Source organism: Formosa algae, assembly GCF_001439665.1.
GTDB classification, from domain to species: Bacteria; Bacteroidota; Bacteroidia; order Flavobacteriales; family Flavobacteriaceae; genus Formosa; species Formosa algae.
On the sequence record NZ_LMAK01000043.1, the window covers coordinates 1 to 17,763 of the forward strand.

General features: G+C 32.7%; 21 protein-coding genes. 9 read left to right on the plus strand and 12 right to left on the minus strand.

Translation table 11 applies throughout. From position 1 onward, the window contains the following. Positions 1-966 (plus strand): PIG-L family deacetylase (locus tag AST99_RS11225; protein ID WP_198151498.1); only part of this gene is annotated, 966 nt, incomplete at its 5' end. A gap of 426 nt (positions 967-1,392) precedes the next feature. Here the strand turns inward: AST99_RS11225 and AST99_RS11230 are convergent. Beyond that, on the minus strand, positions 1,393-2,187 hold the full coding sequence (locus tag AST99_RS11230) for a gluconate 5-dehydrogenase (protein WP_057781929.1): 795 nt from the start codon (positions 2,185-2,187) through the stop codon (positions 1,393-1,395). A gap of 319 nt (positions 2,188-2,506) precedes the next feature. Here AST99_RS11230 and AST99_RS11235 point away from each other — a divergent pair, with 319 nt between their 5' ends. Beyond that, the gene (locus AST99_RS11235; protein ID WP_057781930.1) at positions 2,507-3,250 is read left to right on the plus strand and encodes a porin family protein; all 744 of its coding nucleotides are present in this window, start codon (positions 2,507-2,509) and stop codon (positions 3,248-3,250) included. A gap of 131 nt (positions 3,251-3,381) precedes the next feature. Here the strand turns inward: AST99_RS11235 and AST99_RS11240 are convergent, their stop codons facing one another. Genes AST99_RS11240 through recF form a run of 3 tightly spaced genes read right to left on the minus strand, consistent with a single transcriptional unit; the run spans position 3,382 to position 5,192 of the window. Next, positions 3,382-3,678, minus strand: coding sequence for a DciA family protein (locus tag AST99_RS11240; RefSeq protein ID WP_057781931.1), 297 nt, complete (start codon positions 3,676-3,678; stop codon positions 3,382-3,384). A 2-nt stretch (positions 3,679-3,680) separates the two neighbouring features. After that, the gene (locus AST99_RS11245; protein ID WP_057781932.1) at positions 3,681-4,094 is read right to left on the minus strand and encodes a lipocalin family protein; all 414 of its coding nucleotides are present in this window, start codon (positions 4,092-4,094) and stop codon (positions 3,681-3,683) included. Between the two features lie 12 nt (positions 4,095-4,106). Beyond that, positions 4,107-5,192: a DNA replication/repair protein RecF gene (recF, locus tag AST99_RS11250; RefSeq protein WP_057781933.1), complete on the minus strand. Its 1,086-nt coding sequence runs from the start codon at positions 5,190-5,192 to the stop codon at positions 4,107-4,109. Positions 5,193-5,321: 129 nt separating this feature from the next. Here recF and AST99_RS11255 point away from each other — a divergent pair, with 129 nt between their 5' ends. Both AST99_RS11255 and ribH read left to right on the plus strand, forming a co-directional pair. Further along, the gene (locus AST99_RS11255) at positions 5,322-6,110 is read left to right on the plus strand and encodes a tetratricopeptide repeat protein (RefSeq protein WP_057781934.1); all 789 of its coding nucleotides are present in this window, start codon (positions 5,322-5,324) and stop codon (positions 6,108-6,110) included. Position 6,111: 1 nt separating this feature from the next. Beyond that, a complete protein-coding gene (gene ribH / locus AST99_RS11260) occupies positions 6,112-6,597 on the plus strand; it encodes a 6,7-dimethyl-8-ribityllumazine synthase (RefSeq protein ID WP_057781935.1) in 486 nt (161 codons plus the stop codon). Between the two features lie 56 nt (positions 6,598-6,653). Here the strand turns inward: ribH and AST99_RS11265 are convergent, their stop codons facing one another. Continuing rightward, a complete protein-coding gene (locus AST99_RS11265; RefSeq protein ID WP_057781936.1) occupies positions 6,654-7,997 on the minus strand; it encodes a serine hydrolase domain-containing protein in 1,344 nt (447 codons plus the stop codon). 187 nt (positions 7,998-8,184) lie between these two features. Here AST99_RS11265 and AST99_RS11270 point away from each other — a divergent pair, with 187 nt between their 5' ends. From AST99_RS11270 to AST99_RS11280, 3 genes are all read left to right on the plus strand, one after another. After that, positions 8,185-8,739, plus strand: coding sequence for a YeeE/YedE family protein (locus AST99_RS11270; RefSeq protein WP_057781937.1), 555 nt, complete (start codon positions 8,185-8,187; stop codon positions 8,737-8,739). 4 nt (positions 8,740-8,743) lie between these two features. After that, complete coding sequence (locus AST99_RS11275; RefSeq protein WP_057781947.1) at positions 8,744-9,157, plus strand: YeeE/YedE family protein; 414 nt, start codon at positions 8,744-8,746, stop codon at positions 9,155-9,157. 70 nt (positions 9,158-9,227) lie between these two features. Further along, complete coding sequence (locus tag AST99_RS11280) at positions 9,228-9,566, plus strand: DUF4870 domain-containing protein (RefSeq protein ID WP_057781938.1); 339 nt, start codon at positions 9,228-9,230, stop codon at positions 9,564-9,566. Positions 9,567-9,636: 70 nt separating this feature from the next. On the opposite strand, the gene AST99_RS11285 is transcribed toward AST99_RS11280, so the two are convergent. Continuing rightward, entirely contained in the window at positions 9,637-10,770 is a 1,134-nt protein-coding gene (locus tag AST99_RS11285) for a histidine decarboxylase (protein ID WP_057781939.1), read from the minus strand. A gap of 153 nt (positions 10,771-10,923) precedes the next feature. Here AST99_RS11285 and AST99_RS11290 point away from each other — a divergent pair, with 153 nt between their 5' ends. After that, positions 10,924-11,382, plus strand: a complete 459-nt coding sequence (locus AST99_RS11290; RefSeq protein WP_057781948.1) for an Lrp/AsnC family transcriptional regulator — start codon at positions 10,924-10,926, stop codon at positions 11,380-11,382. Positions 11,383-11,430: 48 nt separating this feature from the next. Here AST99_RS11290 and dnaN read toward each other — a convergent pair whose 3' ends face one another. The 6 genes from dnaN to AST99_RS11320 all read right to left on the minus strand — a co-directional run bounded on the left by dnaN (position 11,431) and on the right by AST99_RS11320 (position 16,668). Further along, positions 11,431-12,549, minus strand: a complete 1,119-nt coding sequence (dnaN, locus tag AST99_RS11295; protein WP_057781940.1) for a DNA polymerase III subunit beta — start codon at positions 12,547-12,549, stop codon at positions 11,431-11,433. A 77-nt stretch (positions 12,550-12,626) separates the two neighbouring features. Continuing rightward, positions 12,627-14,294 (minus strand): gliding motility-associated ABC transporter substrate-binding protein GldG, encoded by a 1,668-nt coding sequence (gene gldG, locus AST99_RS11300; protein WP_057781941.1) that lies wholly within the window; start codon positions 14,292-14,294, stop codon positions 12,627-12,629. After that, the gene (locus AST99_RS11305) at positions 14,287-14,775 is read right to left on the minus strand and encodes a hypothetical protein (protein ID WP_057781942.1); all 489 of its coding nucleotides are present in this window, start codon (positions 14,773-14,775) and stop codon (positions 14,287-14,289) included. Before AST99_RS11305 ends, gldG begins: the two co-directional genes overlap by 8 nt. 2 nt (positions 14,776-14,777) lie before the next feature. Beyond that, a complete protein-coding gene (gene gldF, locus AST99_RS11310) occupies positions 14,778-15,491 on the minus strand; it encodes a gliding motility-associated ABC transporter permease subunit GldF (RefSeq protein WP_057781943.1) in 714 nt (237 codons plus the stop codon). A gap of 40 nt (positions 15,492-15,531) precedes the next feature. Continuing rightward, positions 15,532-15,828 (minus strand): putative quinol monooxygenase, encoded by a 297-nt coding sequence (locus AST99_RS11315; protein WP_057781944.1) that lies wholly within the window; start codon positions 15,826-15,828, stop codon positions 15,532-15,534. A 3-nt stretch (positions 15,829-15,831) separates the two neighbouring features. After that, on the minus strand, positions 15,832-16,668 hold the full coding sequence (locus AST99_RS11320; RefSeq protein WP_057781945.1) for an SAM hydrolase/SAM-dependent halogenase family protein: 837 nt from the start codon (positions 16,666-16,668) through the stop codon (positions 15,832-15,834). A gap of 111 nt (positions 16,669-16,779) precedes the next feature. Here AST99_RS11320 and AST99_RS11325 point away from each other — a divergent pair, with 111 nt between their 5' ends. Then, on the plus strand, positions 16,780-17,733 hold the full coding sequence (locus AST99_RS11325; RefSeq protein ID WP_057781946.1) for a PhoH family protein: 954 nt from the start codon (positions 16,780-16,782) through the stop codon (positions 17,731-17,733). The last annotated feature ends 30 nt before the right edge of the window (positions 17,734-17,763 follow it).

Below are 17,763 nucleotides of genomic sequence, written 5' to 3' on the forward strand. Positions count from 1 at the left end.
GCATACGATATCAATATTAAAATATTCAACAGATTACAAAATACGATTACAGGTTGGCCTGGCGGAAAGCCAAATGCAGACGATTCGAAACGTCCAGAACGAGCCGAACCTTCTAAGAAACGAGTGCTTATTTTTAGTCCGCACCCAGATGATGATGTCATTAGTATGGGAGGAACGTTTAAGCGATTACAAGAGCAAGGTCACGAAGTGCATATTGGGTATCAAACATCTGGAAACATAGCTGTTTCAGACGATGAAGCTTTACGTTTTGCTGGTTTTGTGTGCGATTATAACGAGAAATTCGGTATAGAAAGTGCAGAGGCTGAAAACATCTATAAAAAGGCAGTGACGTTTCTAGAGAACAAAAAAGGCAGTGAAATCGATATTCCAGAGGTGCGTTACATTAAAGGATTAATCCGAAAAGGAGAAGCACATGCTGCAGCTAAATTTATAGGTCTTCCAGACGAGCATATCCACTATATGGAATTACCATTTTACGAAACAGGAGCCATAGAGAAAAAGCCATTAGGAAAAGAAGATATAGAAATTACTATGACACTTATCGATAAGATAAAGCCTCATCAAATATATGCCGCAGGCGATTTAGCCGATCCACACGGTACCCATAAAGTATGTTTAGATGCTGTTTTTGAAGCTGTAAAACAACTTAAATCAAAGAAATACATGAACGATTGTTGGTTGTGGTTATACAGAGGTGCATGGCAAGAATGGAATGTAGATGAAATAGAAATGGCTGTGCCTATGAGTCCAGACCAAGTGTTAGAGAAACGTCATGGAATTTTTAAACACCAATCTCAAAAAGATGGCGTGGTGTTTCAAGGCTCAGATAGTAGAGAGTTTTGGCAACGCGCAGAAGATAGAAACAGAGAAACCGCAGAGGTTTATCATTTATTAGGCTTAGCGCATTATGCCGCTATGGAAGCATTTGTGCGTTGGCATTTTTAAATGAGTATAGTACAGTGAATCCCCTAGATTAATAGTGCACACGTTGGATGTAATTAATAATTAGACTTTTAAGATTCCAACTCCAAGAAAGCTTTGCAGTATCTGCAAAGCTTTTTTATTTATAATAACGAAGTCTTTAGTAATATAAATTGAATTTCAGGTATTTCCTGTTTTCAGTATCAATTATATAATTTATTAGTTCAGGAGGTTCAATCTGCTTCAACAATAAACAAGATTAATCAGTCTGATAAATGTAAAGGTGTTTATATTTTAAGATGCATGTACGTGCAAATATCTACACTTATAAAGTGATTAAAAAATAAGTGCTTAAAAATAGAGTGTATAATGAAAAAGGCTAAAATTAGATGATACATTTAATCTGATTTTAGCCTTTTCCGTTTTAATGTAATTGGGTATTTTAATGTTTTATCCTTCGTTAGCGGGTTTACCTATAGTTGCTAAAATTCCGCCATCAACATAGACTATATGCCCGTTAACAAAATCACTAGCTTTAGAGCTTAAAAATATGGTTGCACCTTGCAAATCTTCAGGATTTCCCCAACGTGCGGCAGGTGTTCTGCTAATAATAAAATCGTTAAACGGATGTCCGTCTACACGTATTGGAGCAGTTTGCGAAGTTGCAAAATAACCTGGACCAATACCATTGACCTGAATGTTATATTTTGCCCATTCTGTAGCCATATTTTGAGTTAACATTTTTAGTCCGCCTTTGGCAGCAGCGTAAGCTCCAACATTAGAACGTCCCAATTCACTCATCATAGAGCAAATATTAATAACTTTACCTTGTTCGCGTTTTACCATGTTTTTAACCACATGTTTAGATACAATAAACGGACTCACTAAATCGATATTCACGACTGCTTTAAAATCGCTAACTTCCATATCTAAAAGTGGTGTGCGCTTTATAATACCTGCATTGTTAATTAAAATATCTATTGGGCCAACTTCTGCTTCTATTTTAGAAATAGCAGCGATAACTTCGCTTTCTTCAGCAACATTAAATTTATAGCCAACAGCTTTTATACCTTCTGCTTTACATTCCGAAACAGCTTTATCAATCTTGTCTTGCGAAGAATTCCCATTTAAAACAAGGGTTGCGCCTGCAAGTCCTAAACCTTTGGCCATAGCTAAACCTAAACCGTGAGTGCTTCCTGTGATTAAGGCTATTTTGTCTTTTACATTAAATAAATCTAAACTCATTGGAAAATTATTTTTAATTATTTCTTTTTTTAATCTGTGTTTTTATATCACTAATATTAAAGTATAAACATATTATAAAATATTGAATTCCTTAATAATTATTAGTTTATATATAAAAAAGACACAGTATTATATTATTTATAATGTAATAAAAGCATTTTAAAACCACACATATTCGTTCTGTTTTTAGTTGTAAAAAAGAATATATTGTCTCATTTTTTTTAAATACCTAAGCTTTTTATTTAACAGTTCATTAAGACAATCATTAATTTTATTACCTTTCCCCCGTTAATCTAATAATCAATAACTCACCTACCAGATGAAAAAATATTCACTTTTTATTTTTTATTTACTTTTCGCGATTCCTCAGTTTACAAGCGCACAAGCTGCAATTATTGCAATGATTTTTGGGGATAAAGTAGCTTCAGAAAAATTCAATTTAAGTATGGAGATTGGCGTACCTTTTAATAGTTTTTCTAATGTCGATGATTTAAAAATACAGAATGGTGTTAATTTTGGAATTGCAGGGAATCTAAAGCTTTCAGAAAATTGGTATGTTAGCCCAACAGTTTATTTTCTGTCTAAAAGAACAGTACTTTTAAAACACACCAATTTAATTTCAGATGATGCGTATTTAAACGGATTGTATTCAGATACCTCTGCAAAGATGCGAGTAGGGTATACAGATGTTCATGTGTTATTTGCTTACCAACCTAATGATTCTAATTTCAGATTTGGATTAAGTCCGCAAGTTTCTTTTTTAGGTAAAGCAAAATCTACATACTCAGGAAGTCAAGGCGAATTAGAACAGAGTACAACTAAATTTGTAAACAAGACCGATTATGGTGTAATTGCTAATGTGGGATATTTTCTAAGATCTGCTCACGAAGGAAAAGGTATAATTCTTAATTTAAGATATTACCAAGGTTTCACAGATGTTTTAAAAGATAATTTTGCTAGCGGAACCAATAAAAGTAGTTATGTGGCTTTACATGTAAGTTTACCGTTCCTTACAGATGAATTGGCAGCAAAAAATAAAAAGCCAGAACAGATTAAAGATTAATTAGTTTAATCGATTTATGGCTTTAATATGCTATTTAAAATCTTAGATATAGAAATATAATTAGATTAAAAAAGCACCATTTCGAGATGTAGAAATGGTGCTTTTTTATTGATTTATTTTTAAGAATGCACTTATCTTAAAATTATTTTTTTGATTAAATCTTTACCTAATTCTTCGTTAAGCATGGTAATAATTTTAGATTTTCCGTAACTTAATTCTTCACGTAATACGCTAGAACTTAATTGTACATATAGTGTGTCGCGTTCTAAACTAATGGCTGTAGTGTAATTATTAACACCATTTCCCATAAGCGAGGTCCAAGCATCACGTACATTAACTCGGTCTAAACCACGTTCTAATTTATTGGTTTCTACAAATTCTTTTAAAACATCAGACATGCTTAGGTTTTCGTTGCTTCGTTTAGCCATAATTATAAATTTAAAGGAATATATCGTTTGTAAATATATACGTTTTGATGCGTATTAACGACTTTTAAGCGGTCGTTATTTAATTCTAATATGGTTTCTTTCCAATCAGAAAACGGGGTGTGGTAGTGTATTTTTAAGCTGTCGTTTTCTGTAATTATATTAATGTGTTCTTTAGTGGTAACCGGCGTATAAGTATTATCTGCGTCTGTTTTCATTTTTTGTCTGTAACCTGTAAGACTATCAGTAATTACCATATAATCTATAGTTTCATTTATGCTATAAACATGAGACGTTCCGTCTGCTTTTATAACTTCTTCAATTTCCCAATAACCATTTAAATTAGAGACATCTAGGTTAGAGGTGTTAGAACAGCTACTTAGGAGAATTAAACAAAAAATTGCGAAATAATGTTTCATATAAATAAGATTTTATGCTCCGATGTTGAAAATTTGATATGACTGATGTACTTGTTTTATGGCATGTTCGGTACGGTCTGCGTGGGTGTCGCTAATAAATAACTGCCCAAAATTAGAATCGTTAACTAATTTAATAATTTGTCCCACACGTTGTTCGTCCAATTTGTCAAAAATATCATCTAATAAAAGAATGGGATTTACACCACTTAGTCCTTTTATAAAGTCAAACTGTGCTAGTTTTAAAGCGATTAAAAATGATTTTTGTTGTCCTTGACTCCCGAATTTTTTAATAGGGTGTCCATCAATTTCAAATAATAGGTCGTCTTTATGTATACCTGTCGATGTGTACTGTACGGCTCTGTCTTTATTTAAACTGTGTTCTAAAAGTTCTTTTAAAGGGCCTTTAAATAAATCGCTTTTATAATTTAAATCTACTGGTTCTTGGTTGTTGCTTATAATTTTATGACGTGCTTTAAATATAGGAATAAACACGTCTAGAAAGGCTTTTCGTTTTTCAAAAATAGAGGCGCCCAAATCGTTTAATTGCGAATTATAAACATCTAAAGTTGTTGCGTTATAAGTATTATTCAATGCAAAAAACTTTAGTAAAGCATTACGTTGTGCGACTGTTTTATTATAATTAATTAAATCGTTTAGGTAAGCTTTATCACTTTGTGATATAACGCTATCCATAAATTTTCTACGCGTTTCACTACCTTCTATAATTAAATCACGATCTGCAGGAGAAATCATAACTAGCGGAATAAATCCGATATGATCGCTAAATTTATCGTAAGCTTTTGCATTACGTTTAATTACTTTTTTTTGTCCACTTTTTAAACTAACTACTATTTTTTCTGGATTTTCATCTTTTAAAAAGTCACCTTGAACCACAAAAAAATCGGCATCATGCTTAATATTTTGAGAAGCGATAGGGTTAAAGTAGCTTTTTCCGAAGGATAAATGATAAATCGCGTCTAATATGTTGGTTTTTCCCACTCCATTTTGTCCAACAAAACAATTAATTTTGTCGTCGAATTCAAAAGATTCAGTTTCAAAATTTTTGTAATTTATTAGAGATAAGGATTTTAAGATCATAAAAAGAATTATGTACGCGTATTTAAATGCAGTGATTATAAAGTCTTGCAAATTATTGAAAAATAACAAATAAATAACCTTTTATTTCTGCAGAAATATTTTATTTTTGCGCCGAATAATATAGAATATATGGCAACTTATAAAAAGAGAGGTTACAAACCTACTACGAAACCAGAAGTAGAAAACGATATAGAAAATTTTGAGAACGTTGAAGAGAACTCAACTACTGCAGAAGTTTTTAATACGTTAGACGAAACCGCTTCTAAAACGGAAGACTGGGTAGCTAGTAATCAGAAATACATCTTTGTAATTATTGGTGTTGTTGCTGCGGTTGTGTTAGGATATTTAGGGTATAACGAATTTGTTGCACAACCTAAAGAAAGCGAAGCTATGAACGATATGTCTCAGGCTAAAGTTTACTTTAACGAAGCTGTTAACGGAACAGAAAAAGACTCGCTTTACACTTTAGCATTAAATGGTGGTGAAGGTAAATACGGTATGTTAGATATTATTGAAAACCATAGCGGAACTCCAGCTGCTAATTTAGCAGAGTACTATGCAGGAATGGCATACTTAAACTTAAAAGATTATAAAAACGCAATAGAATATTTAAGTGATTTTTCTAGCGAAGATGAAGCTTTAGCTCCTTTAGCAAAAGGTGGTATTGGTGATGCTTTTGTACAGTTAAATCAATTAGATGATGCTTTAGATTATTATAAGCAAGCGGCGAATATTAGAACTAATGAATTCACTACGCCAATGTACTTAAATAAAGCGGGATTAATTGCTTTAGAATTAGGTAAAGCAGATGAAGCTTTAGGATATTTTGAAACAATTAAAAACGAATATCCAACATCTACCGAAGCAACTACTGTAGATGTATTTATTGGTAAGGCGCAAGTGTTAGCAACTAAATAAGATGGCAACAGCTAATAAAAATTTATCAGATTACGATAAGACAACAATCCCAGACGCGAGTAATTATCGGTTTGGGATTGTTGTTTCTGAATGGAACGATACCATTACAGAAGGGCTCTATAATGGAGCTTATAATACATTACTTGAAAACGGAGTGCATCCAGAGAACTTAAAGCGTTGGAATGTACCAGGAAGTTTTGAATTGATTTACGGGTGTAAAAAAATGCAAGAACAAATGGTAGATGCTGTAATCGCTATAGGAAGTGTGATTCAAGGTGAAACCAAACATTTTGATTTTGTTTGTGAAGGTGTTACTCAAGGTATAAAAGACTTAAACGTTATAAACGATGTGCCTGTTATATTTTGTGTGTTAACAGATAATAACATCCAACAATCTATAGAACGTTCTGGAGGAATACACGGAAACAAAGGTACAGAAGCTGCGATCGCGGCAATAAAAATGGCAGAGCTACGTAATAACTCTTAGTCTCTTATTTTTATCTATTAAAATATTTTAAACTCTCGACAACCGTCGAGAGTTTTTTAGTTTATAGCAGAAAGGATGTCCGACAGAAAGGTGTTAAAACTAAATATAGGGTCTTCTACCAATCCAAAACGTACAATAACAATATCTTTTGAGGGAATAATACTCACCTGTTGTCCTTGATAGCCGTTACACGAAAATAAATCTTTAGGCACATCTGGATATCGTCCGCCAGCATTTAGCCAAAATTGCGCACCATAAATCCCATTAGAGGTTGGCGTTGGGGTTTTACTATAGTCTACCCAATCTTTAGTTAATATTTGGTCGCCATTCCAATTTCCTTCATGTAAGAATAAGAGTCCAAATTTACTCCAATCTCTAGCAGTAGCCCAACCATAAGACGAGCCTACAAAATGCCCTTTTAAGTCGGTTTCTATAGTCATAGAGTGCATACCAATTTTATCAATCAATTCGGTATACCAAAAATCGACATAGTCTTGATCCGTTTTAAACTGATCTCTAATAAATCCAGAGATTAAATTTGTAGTTCCAGACGAATAGTTCCAACTTTTGTTTGGCGTGCCAATCATTGGTTTTTCGCGTGGTATTTTAGGCATATCTTCTTTTAAAAATAACATTTTAGTGACATCAGAAATTTTACTGTAATCTTCTTCCCAAGCTAAGCCACTATTCATCTGTAGCAGGTTGTTAAGGGTAATCTTTGAGCGATCATCTACTTCCCAGTCGCTAAATAAATGGGACTGATTTTTGTTTACACGGCCTTGTTTCTCTAAAATACCAACCATTGCACTTGTAATGCTTTTTGTCATAGACCAACCTAAAATTTTAGTGTCTTTATTAAAGCCATCTGCATACTGCTCGGCAATTATCTGGTCTTTATAAATAACCAATACAGCTCGAGTACGCTTTACTTGTTCTTCATTAAGATCGAATGCGTGTTTTACAGCTTCATTTAAAATGGTATAATCTACATTAGAAAATAGAGTGTCTTTTTGAGGTAAATTTCCATACGGGAATGGTAATTGTTTTGGTGTTAGGTTTCGGTTTTGTTTTAGATTAAGAGTAGTGTGGTCTGAATCTTCAGGGATTAATATGCAACCTAAGCCTTCCTTAAAAACAGCTGTACGTGCTTTAAGGCCGTAAACAGTAGAGGTTACAGACTTATTATCAAAATCTATTGTGTTGGTGGCTAAATTAATAGGAGAGAAGTCGTTGTCTCCACGTTCTATAGACTCTAATGTTCTGTTAGCAACAAAGGTACAAGAGCAGACACTTTTGGATGCAAAACCTGTTATAAAATTAAGTTTAGGATAGTTTAAATATATTATTACGACTATACTCAACACCAAAAGTAGGCCGACGATTTTTAAGATTCTTTTCATTCAAATAAATTTAGAGACAAGTTAATAATTTCGTCGCACATTGGTTTTAAAATATCTGGTAAAAAAAGTTTAAGGTTTTGAGGAGTAAAAAGATGTAACTTATGTTACATACCAAACTTGAACTTCCACATATATTTGTGCTCTTGTAGCAGAAAATCGGTTACGTATTAATTAATAAAAATAATATATGGATTTTATTTTACAACCGTGGTCATGGTTTGTATCGGGATTTTTAATAGCGCTTCTTATGTTTGTGCTTTTACTTTTAGGAAAGCGTTTTGGAATGTCTTCTAATTTGCGCGCGTTTTGTAGCATGTGTGGAGGCGGTAGAGTTAGCTCGTTTTTCAATTACAATTGGAAAAAAGACAGTTGGAACTTATTTATTGTTATAGGTGCAATGTTGGGAGGTTTTATAGCATCTCACTATCTGTCTGACGGAAATATGCCGGCCATTAGCACATCTACTAAATTGGCACTTCAGGATTTAAATATATCTGCTGTAAATGGATATTTGCCTGAAGAATTATTTTCTGTAGCTGCACTGTCTGATGTGAAAACATGGGCAATTTTAATTGTAGGCGGATTTTTAGTTGGATTCGGAGCAAGATATGCTGGAGGATGTACTTCTGGACACGCTATCTCTGGTTTGAGTAATTTGCAATTACCATCTTTAATTGCCGTGGTTGGATTCTTTATTGGTGGTTTATTTATGGTTCATGTATTGTTCCCTTTTATATTTTAAAATGATGAAAAAAGTAGTATATATTTTATTAGGATTAGTTTTTGGAGTAATCATGTATAAGTCTGAAGCGGCTTCGTGGTTTCGTATATATGAAATGTTTAGGTTTGAATCCTTTCACATGTATGGTATTATTGGAACGGCTTTAGTATTCGGGATATTATTTATTCAGCTTATTAAGCGTTTTAATATTAAAACCTTTGATGGTGAACCTATAATTATTGAAGATAAAGATAAGTCCATTTCTAGATATTTAATTGGAGGTATAATTTTCGGATTAGGTTGGGCGTTAGCTGGTGCATGCCCAGGGCCTATTTTTGTATTAGTTGGTGCTGGATTTGTTCCAATTATTATTTTATTACTTTCCGCTGTATTGGGGACATTTGTCTACGGATTGTTAAAAGATAAATTGCCACATTAATAAGAAAAGTGTAACAAATTATCTCTTTTCTCGTCTTATTAGTATCAATCAAATCAAAATCAATACAATCATGAGAGAAGATAAACAATTATTAGTGCTCGCACATTTAAGTCAGTTAGCAACCTTAGCTTTAGGTTTTGGTAGCTTATTAATACCACTTGTACTTTGGATTACTCAAAAAGAAAAAGTACTTGGAATGGATAATGAAGGGAAAAAGATTCTAAATTTTCAAATTAGCTTGGTAATTTATTGCATTATTTGTGTGCCGCTAATTTTATTTTTTGGATTGGGGCTGTTAGGATTTCTTGTGTTAGGAATTATAAGTGTGCTTTATCCTATAATAAATGCAATTAAAGTTAGTAATGGCGAAACGCCAACATATCCTTTATCTTTTAATTTTATTAGTTAAGAATTTTAGAGATAAAACACAAAAAACGCCCATGAAAATGGGCGTTTTTTATATAAAGGATTTACGTTAATTAAGCCAGTACAGCTTTCGATTTAGAAGATTTTTGGACTAATTCAATTTTTAAATCTTCTAGAAAAGCATCAACTTTACTAAATGTAACTCCTGGTACACATATAATGTGAGCAATAGCTTCTTCTGAAGCCATTTGATATTTTTTACATAAGTCGTCACTTGGTTTTTGAAACACAACAGTTAAACCATCGTTATTTCTCCAAGCATTCATACCTAATGCATTTAATTTATGTTCGGTATACGCAGCAACTTCTTGAGAGGCTACAACACGGTCTTTTAAACCTTGGTGATCGTGTTTTTGGATAAAATCCCAAATAAATAAAGGTGTTAATCCATTTCTAGATCCCGTAATAGTTGTATCCATAGTACCCACATACGACACTGAATTTGCAATGCGATCTCTGTGTTTACGTTTTACTAGAACTGCACCACAAGGAATTGGACTTCCAATAAATTTATGGCCAGAAATAGAGATGCTATCTATACCTTCTGCAAAATCAAATTTTGGTTTCGGGTCAATATAAGGCGCAATAGTTCCTAAGAATGCAGCATCACAATGGATGTAATAATCTTTAATGGCGTATTTTTTAATGATGCGTTTAATTTCATCAATTTTATCAATCGCCTCCGTCATTGTGGTACCAATATTTAAAAAGAAAATAGCTGGCTTATCACGACGGTAAGAAATGGTTTGTTCTAAATCTTCGTAATCCATTTCTCCATTTTCTTGAGAACGAATAACAATGTTGGGAATATTTAATAAATGTAAATTCTTTTTTACACTGTAGTGTGTGCTCTCGCTATAGTATACCATAGCATTCGGAAAACTCTCTCTCGCTACATATAAACCATATAAATTACCTTCGGTGCCACCATTGGTAATATATCCCCAAACGTCTTTAGTGTTGCTTGAAAGCATGTCTGCAAAGAAGGCAATACATTTTTGCTCAATGTCTTTGGTGTCTATTGCAAACGTTGATGGATTTTCTGGGTCACCAACATTATTAATACAAATGTCTAGGAACGGTGCGTATTCGTGATACGAGAAATCTTTAGCAACTGGATACCCTAAAAAGGATTCTGAATGTGCTTTAATTCTATCGTAAACGGCTTGTATTTCTGGTGTGTTCATATCTTAAATATTTCTTATACAAAGATAATATTTTATTAAAATATTTTGTCAAACTAATTATTTTTGAAAAATTATACTCTATAATTATGTTTGGGTAGAATTTATTACTTTTGTAGTATGCAATATGTTGTGCATTTAGAAATTCTTACCAAAATGAAGTTAGATTCCATAGATTTTAAGCTTATTGAAGCCTTACAAAAAGACAGTAAACAGTCCATAAAACAACTTGCAGAAGGTGTAAATTTATCGATAACGCCAGTTCATGAACGTATAAAAAAATTAGAATCGTCTGGTATTATAAATGGATATACCGCGATTGTAGATTATAGTAAATTAGGAAAAACTTTAGTCGTGTATTGTCAGGTAACTTTAACCACGCATCAAGATGAGCCGTTTCGCAAATTTGAAGCGTATATTAATACCTTAGAAGATGTTATTGAAGCCAATTATATTGCCGGAACTTACGATGTATTATTGAAAATACTATTACACGATATGAATGAATATCAGGAATTTATTTTAAAACGATTTTCTAAAATGACGATTGTCTCTCACATACAAAGCTCGTTTGTGATTAAAAACATAAAGGATGGAAAAAATAAAGTCATGTAAATATTAAATATCTACATGACTTTTTATAAGGTATTCTGTTCTGAAATATTAACTGTTTAGCATGACTGGCATAACAAGCATAGTAACTTGTTCACCTTCGTCTAAACCATCTATAGGCGTTAAAATACCAGCACGATTAGGTAAACTCATTTCAAGTTGAACATCGTCTGAATTTAAGTTGTTTAGCATTTCTGTTAAGAAACGTGAATTGAAACCAATTTGCATATCATCGCCTTGGTAATCACAAGTTAAACGCTCTTCAGCTTTGTTACTGTAATCTATATCTTCTGCAGAAATGTTTAATTCTGCACCAGCAATTTTTAATCTAATTTGGTGTGTAGTCTTATTAGAGAAAATACTAACACGCTTAACAGAGCTTAAAAATTGGTTTCTAGCTATTGTTAATTTGTTAGGGTTTTCTTTAGGAATTACAGCATCGTAATTTGGGTATTTTCCATCAATTAAACGACAAATTAATTCTACATTATCAAAAGTGAATTTTGCATTCGAATCGTTATATTCTACAATAACTTCATCTTCGCTACCAGCTAAAATTCCTTTTAATAAATTTAAAGGTTTTTTAGGCATAATAAATTCGGCAACTTCAGAAGCTGCAACATCTTCTCTTGTGTATTTTACAAGTTTATGTGCATCTGTAGCTACAAAGGTTAAACTTTCTGTAGAGAATTGAAAAAATACACCACTCATTACTGGACGTAAATCGTCGTTTCCAGCAGCAAAAATAGTTTTGCTAATTGCAGTGGCTAAAATATCTCCAACAATTGTAGTTGTACTCGGGTTATCTAAAGATACAGCTTTAGGAAACTCATTTCCGTTAGCATATGCAAGTGCATATTTACCGTGGTTAGAACTGATTTCAATAGTATTATTGTCTTCAATTATAAACGTTAAAGGCTGTTCTGGAAATGTTTTTAAAGTATCTAAAAGTAAACGCGCAGGAATAGCAACGCTCCCTTCACTATCGCTTTCTACTTCTAAAGTAGCAGACATAGTTGTTTCTAAATCGCTAGCAGAAACATTAAGTTTAGAACTGCTTAATTCAAAAAGAAAATTATCTAAAATAGGTAAAGTGTTCGAACTATTAATTACGCCTCCTAGAACTTGTAATTGCTTTAATAAATAGGTACTTGATACTATAAATTTCATCTGTATCTAATAAGATTATTTTAATAATTACAAATATATCTTTAATAGGCTTAAATAAGAAACAAACTTATTAACATTTAAGAGGTATACTTTCTTTTTCTTAAGTAATTGAATATAAAACCGAAAATAGCTAATAAAAGTATAGGAGCCAAGGTGTTAAGTAATTGCCAGCTTAATTTAGAATCGGCAATTTTTTCGTGATCTAAAAAGGCAACCTTAATTTCCTTTGAACGAATGTTTATAAGTCCATTATCATCTAAGAGGTAATTCACCGAATTTAATAAGAATTCTTTATTTCCAAATAATTGTCCAGTCCAACGATCAAATCCTAATTCTTGTGGTACGTTTTTAATCACATCGTTTTTAATAAGATCTCCGTCTGCAATCACAATCATTTTAGTAGCTGTGCTTAAGTCTTTGTTGGCAGCCAATTTAAACGGTTTAATTCTGTTTTTGTAAGCCGATGTAAATGCACCTTCAATTAAAACAGCTAAGGGCTGGCTGCCTTTATTAAATTCTTGAGGATTTGGTTCTTGTGTTACCACATCTAAACTAATCTCTCTAGGTGTACCTTCTAACTTTGTAAGTTTAGCACTTTCTAATAAAATGGTTTTTTTAAGACTGTTTTTTAAGGTGTCTATCGGATTCGCAAAATCGAATTTTAAAATATTTACATTATTTACAATCGGGTGTGTATTGGTCGTGTTTACTAATGGCGAATATGGCCAACGTACATTTTGGAACTGAGACTCGCTACCTTCGCCTATCGCTAAAGTGATAGGAGCAGAGTAGGGTGTTGCTACTAAATACGGATTTACACGCACACCGTATTTAAAAAACACATCGGTTAAATTTAAGTCTCTTGCCAATGCAATAGAGCGTCTAGATTCGTTATATAAGCTATCTTTTTCCATGGCAACAGCATCTATAAGCCAAAGACTTTTTCCGCCATTCATGGTGTATTGGTCTAAAACCAACTTTTCCTTTTCAGTAAAAGCTTGCGTAGGTTTTGCAGCTATAATTAAATCGTAGGCTTGTAATTTTTTTAGAGTGTTTTCAGGCTGACTCGCAACACTGTCTAACGTAAATGGCGCAATAAAATAATAGTCTTTTAGGGTTGTTAAAAAATCGGCTAAATATTGATCTTCTAATTCGCCGTTACCTTTTAAAATGGCAATCTTTTTACTTTTTCCATGTACTAATTTTCCAATACCATCTGCAAAGGCGTATTCTAAATGTTGCACAGAATTGGTTACCAATTCTTGTTGTGAAGCTCCAAGTTTGTTTTTTACTAACGGAATTTTAACCGTAACATCGTTATAACTTGCCAAAGCCCAAGGGAAAATAATTTCCTGACTGCTTTTACCATTTTCCTGAACGGTAAGTTGCATAGGCGTAAGACCACGGTTATTTAATTGCTGAATGATTTGATCGCGATTGGCTTCATCTTCCAACGGATTCATAAAATTGAATTTTATATTGCTGTTTTGGGCATAAAATTCTTCTAAAAGTTGTTTTGTTTCCGTTTGAAGACGTCTAAATTCTGATGGAAATCCTTCACCTTCTAAAAAGACATCAATTATGATAGGCGAATTTACATCTGCCACAATATGCTGTGTGGCTTCGCTAAGTGTATATCTTTGGTCTTGAGTTAAGTCGAAACGTTTATAAACGGTGTTTCCTATAATATTTAGTGCTAAAATAACACCAACTATTAATATAATATGTTTAAGATTTTTACTCATCAAATTTTAGTTCTAATTGATAGTGTTCTAAGCTTTCTGCAATATTATCTACAAAAATAATTTTAATGCATTCCTGAGTTTTGTTAAAGGCTCCAGGTTTAATTCCTAAGTTATAATTCCAAAAATTAGAATCGTTTGCTTTAATCGCGTCGTTCCAACTAAACCATTCTGGTTCGCCTAATAGGGTGTTAACTTCTGTTTTACTTTTCCCTATTAATAAATCTGATTGCTCTAATTCATTAGCCATTTCGTAACGAAAAGCAGGAGACTTTTTCCAGGCTTTAGCTTCAAAATGTTTTTCGTGATGGTAGTCACTAAAAATATTGATTAACGGATATAAAACATAAAAATATATCATAGGTGTAAGGACAATACTTATTAAAAACGCTACCCAAATGCGTTTATCTATAGTTCTTGAAAATATAAAAAGCACCACAAAAAGTAGCACGAGTATAATTACAAAAGGCACTGTAAAAACCATACTTATTTTTTATTAATGTTGAATCGGGTTAAGGCAATAAACAAGGCCGAAACACTTATAAAATAGATGATGTCTCTGGTATCTAAAACACCACGACTCATACTTTTAAAATGAAAACTCATGCCTAAACCATCTATAAAATTATTAGATAAAGCATCTGCAACACCTTCAAAACCAATGTAAAAAAAGAAGCATAGAAATACAGAAATTATAAAAGTTACAATTTGATTATCTGATAATGTCGATCCAAAAATTCCCATTGCAGTATATGCAGCCACTAAAAATAACAATCCGAAATACGATCCCAACGTACTCCCCATGTCCAAGTTCCCTTCAGGAGCGCCTAATTTGTATACTGTAAATACGTATAATAATGTTGGTAATAATGCGATTAGAATTAAAATAAAGGCTCCAAAATATTTACCTAATACAATTTGAAGTTTAGAAATCGGTTTAGTTAGAAGCAATTCTAAAGTCCCTTGTTTCTTTTCGTCTGCAAAACTGCGCATGGTTATCGCAGGAATAAGAAAGATTAAAATCCAGGGTGCTAATAAAAAGAAGGTCGATAAATCTGCAAAACCATTATCTATAATATTAAAATCGCCTTTAAAAAACCATAAAAATAAGCCATTTAGCAATAAAAATAAGGCAATAACTAAGTAGCCGATGGGTGATGCGAAAAACGAATTAATTTCTTTTTTTAATATGGCAAACATCTGTTTTCTTTAATATAAGTTGAAGTTGAAAGCGACGGTGTTATGGTAAACTCACCAATTTGTCAACGCTCCAAGCTTCTGGTTTATTGTTAAATAATTGTTTTGTCTCTGTCCAAACCGTTGTAAACAAATCGGAATGTCTGTAGGTATTTAAAGCTGCTTCATGAGTCCAATAACTATAGGTAAAAAATATATTATTGTGTATTTTATCTCTGTATAACTCTAAAAATTCACACCCTTCAAAATCCCGAATATGTGTTTTATTCGTTTCAAATATGTTTAGAAACTCATCAATTTTAGTAGGTTCAAAACTTAGTTTTACAATCCGTACAAACATAGCTTAATCCTTTAAAAAGTTAACTGTTATGGTATCCATTAATTTTAATCCCATCAATGTAGAAGCGCCTCCAACTGTAGAGGTGTTACTTTTATACATGGCAATTTCTAAATAATTAGAAGAATTAAAAACCACTAGACCTTTACCTTCAGATTGTCGTTCTGCAGGAGGTTTAGTAAAATCTACAACTTCACTGTATTTATTGTATATGGTATTAAAACTATGGTTTCTAGCATGTATTTTATAAGAACGCCCTTTTTGGGTGTTTTCAAAAAATTTGCGTTTAATGTTGGTAATAATATTTCCGTAGTTATCTACATAAATAATACTACCTATAATTTGTGTCTGGTCGTCGTTTACGTATGGTCTTAAATTCTGGATTGGTTTAATATCTTCTATACGCTTTCCAACCACATCTAAGGTCCCACCACGAGCAATATGACAAGCAACTTTTACAAAAACATCTAAAACAGGAAAACTACTCACTATGTTTTCATGAATATTTATTTGCACAATCCGTTCTGGGTTAATTTCGGTACAAATCATACTCATAATTCCGTTGTTTGCACAGATAAAATAATGCCCATCTAAGAGGACTGCAATGTGTTTATTTTCTGGATTTAATTCGGCATCAATTCCTATAATATGAATGCTGCCTTTTGGGAAACTTGTATATGCATTTTGAATGATATATGCAGCTTCTGAGATGCTAAATGGCGATATTGAATGCGAGATATCAACAATTCTCACATCAGATAATTCACTATAGATAGCCCCTTTAATCGCCCCAGCAAAGTGATCTTTTTCCCCAAAATCAGTAGTTAAAGTTATTATAGCCATACGTGAATTGTTGATATGTTTTTCACATATCTGAAGTAAAATTGTTTAGATTTGTTAGAAGCACAAAACTAATAAAACTTAACTGATAAATTTAATTAAATCGCCTAGCTTTTGAACGAAATAATTATTGAACTAGAAGAGATCACTCCAAAAGAATTTTTTGGAGCTCAAAACGTAAATATTGAACTTCTTAAAAAATACTTTCCCAAGTTAAAAATTGTTGCTCGGGGTAATAAAATCAAAGCTTTTGGAGACGAAGATCTCTTAGAAGAATTTGATCGAAGATTAACCATGTTGCTCAATCATTTTGCCAAGTACAATAAGTTAGATGAAAACACGATAGAACGTGTGTTAACAAGTCAAAGTAGCGATGATTATCATACCTCTAAACAGAGTGGTGAAGTTATAGTGCATGGCGCAAGTGGTAAGCTAATTCGTGCACAAACGGCAAACCAACGCAAGTTAGTAGAGAGTATGCGTAAGAACGATATGGTTTTTGCCATTGGTCCAGCTGGAACAGGAAAAACCTATACAGGCGTTGCTTTAGCCGTACAAGCTTTAAAAAATAAAGAAGTAAAACGTATTATCTTAACACGTCCGGCTGTAGAAGCTGGAGAAAATTTAGGATTTCTTCCTGGAGATTTAAAAGAAAAATTAGATCCGTATATGCAACCGCTTTACGATGCATTACGCGACATGATTGCTCCAGAAAAATTAGCGTTATATATAGAAAATGGCACCATACAAATAGCGCCTTTAGCATTTATGCGTGGTCGTACACTAGATAATGCCTTTGTTATTCTTGATGAAGGTCAAAATACAACACATGCCCAAATGAAGATGTTTTTAACGCGTATGGGGAAAAGTGCTAAATTTTTACTTACAGGAGATCCTGGTCAAGTCGATTTACCGAGACGTACTACTTCAGGATTAAAAGAAGCCTTACTTATTCTTAAAAATGTAGAAGGCGTAGGGATGATTTACTTAGATGATAAAGATGTGATTCGACACAAATTAGTAAAGAAAGTGATTGAAGCATATAAAAGTATAGAAAACAGAGAGTAGGCGTAAGTCTACTCTTTTTTTTTTTTTTTT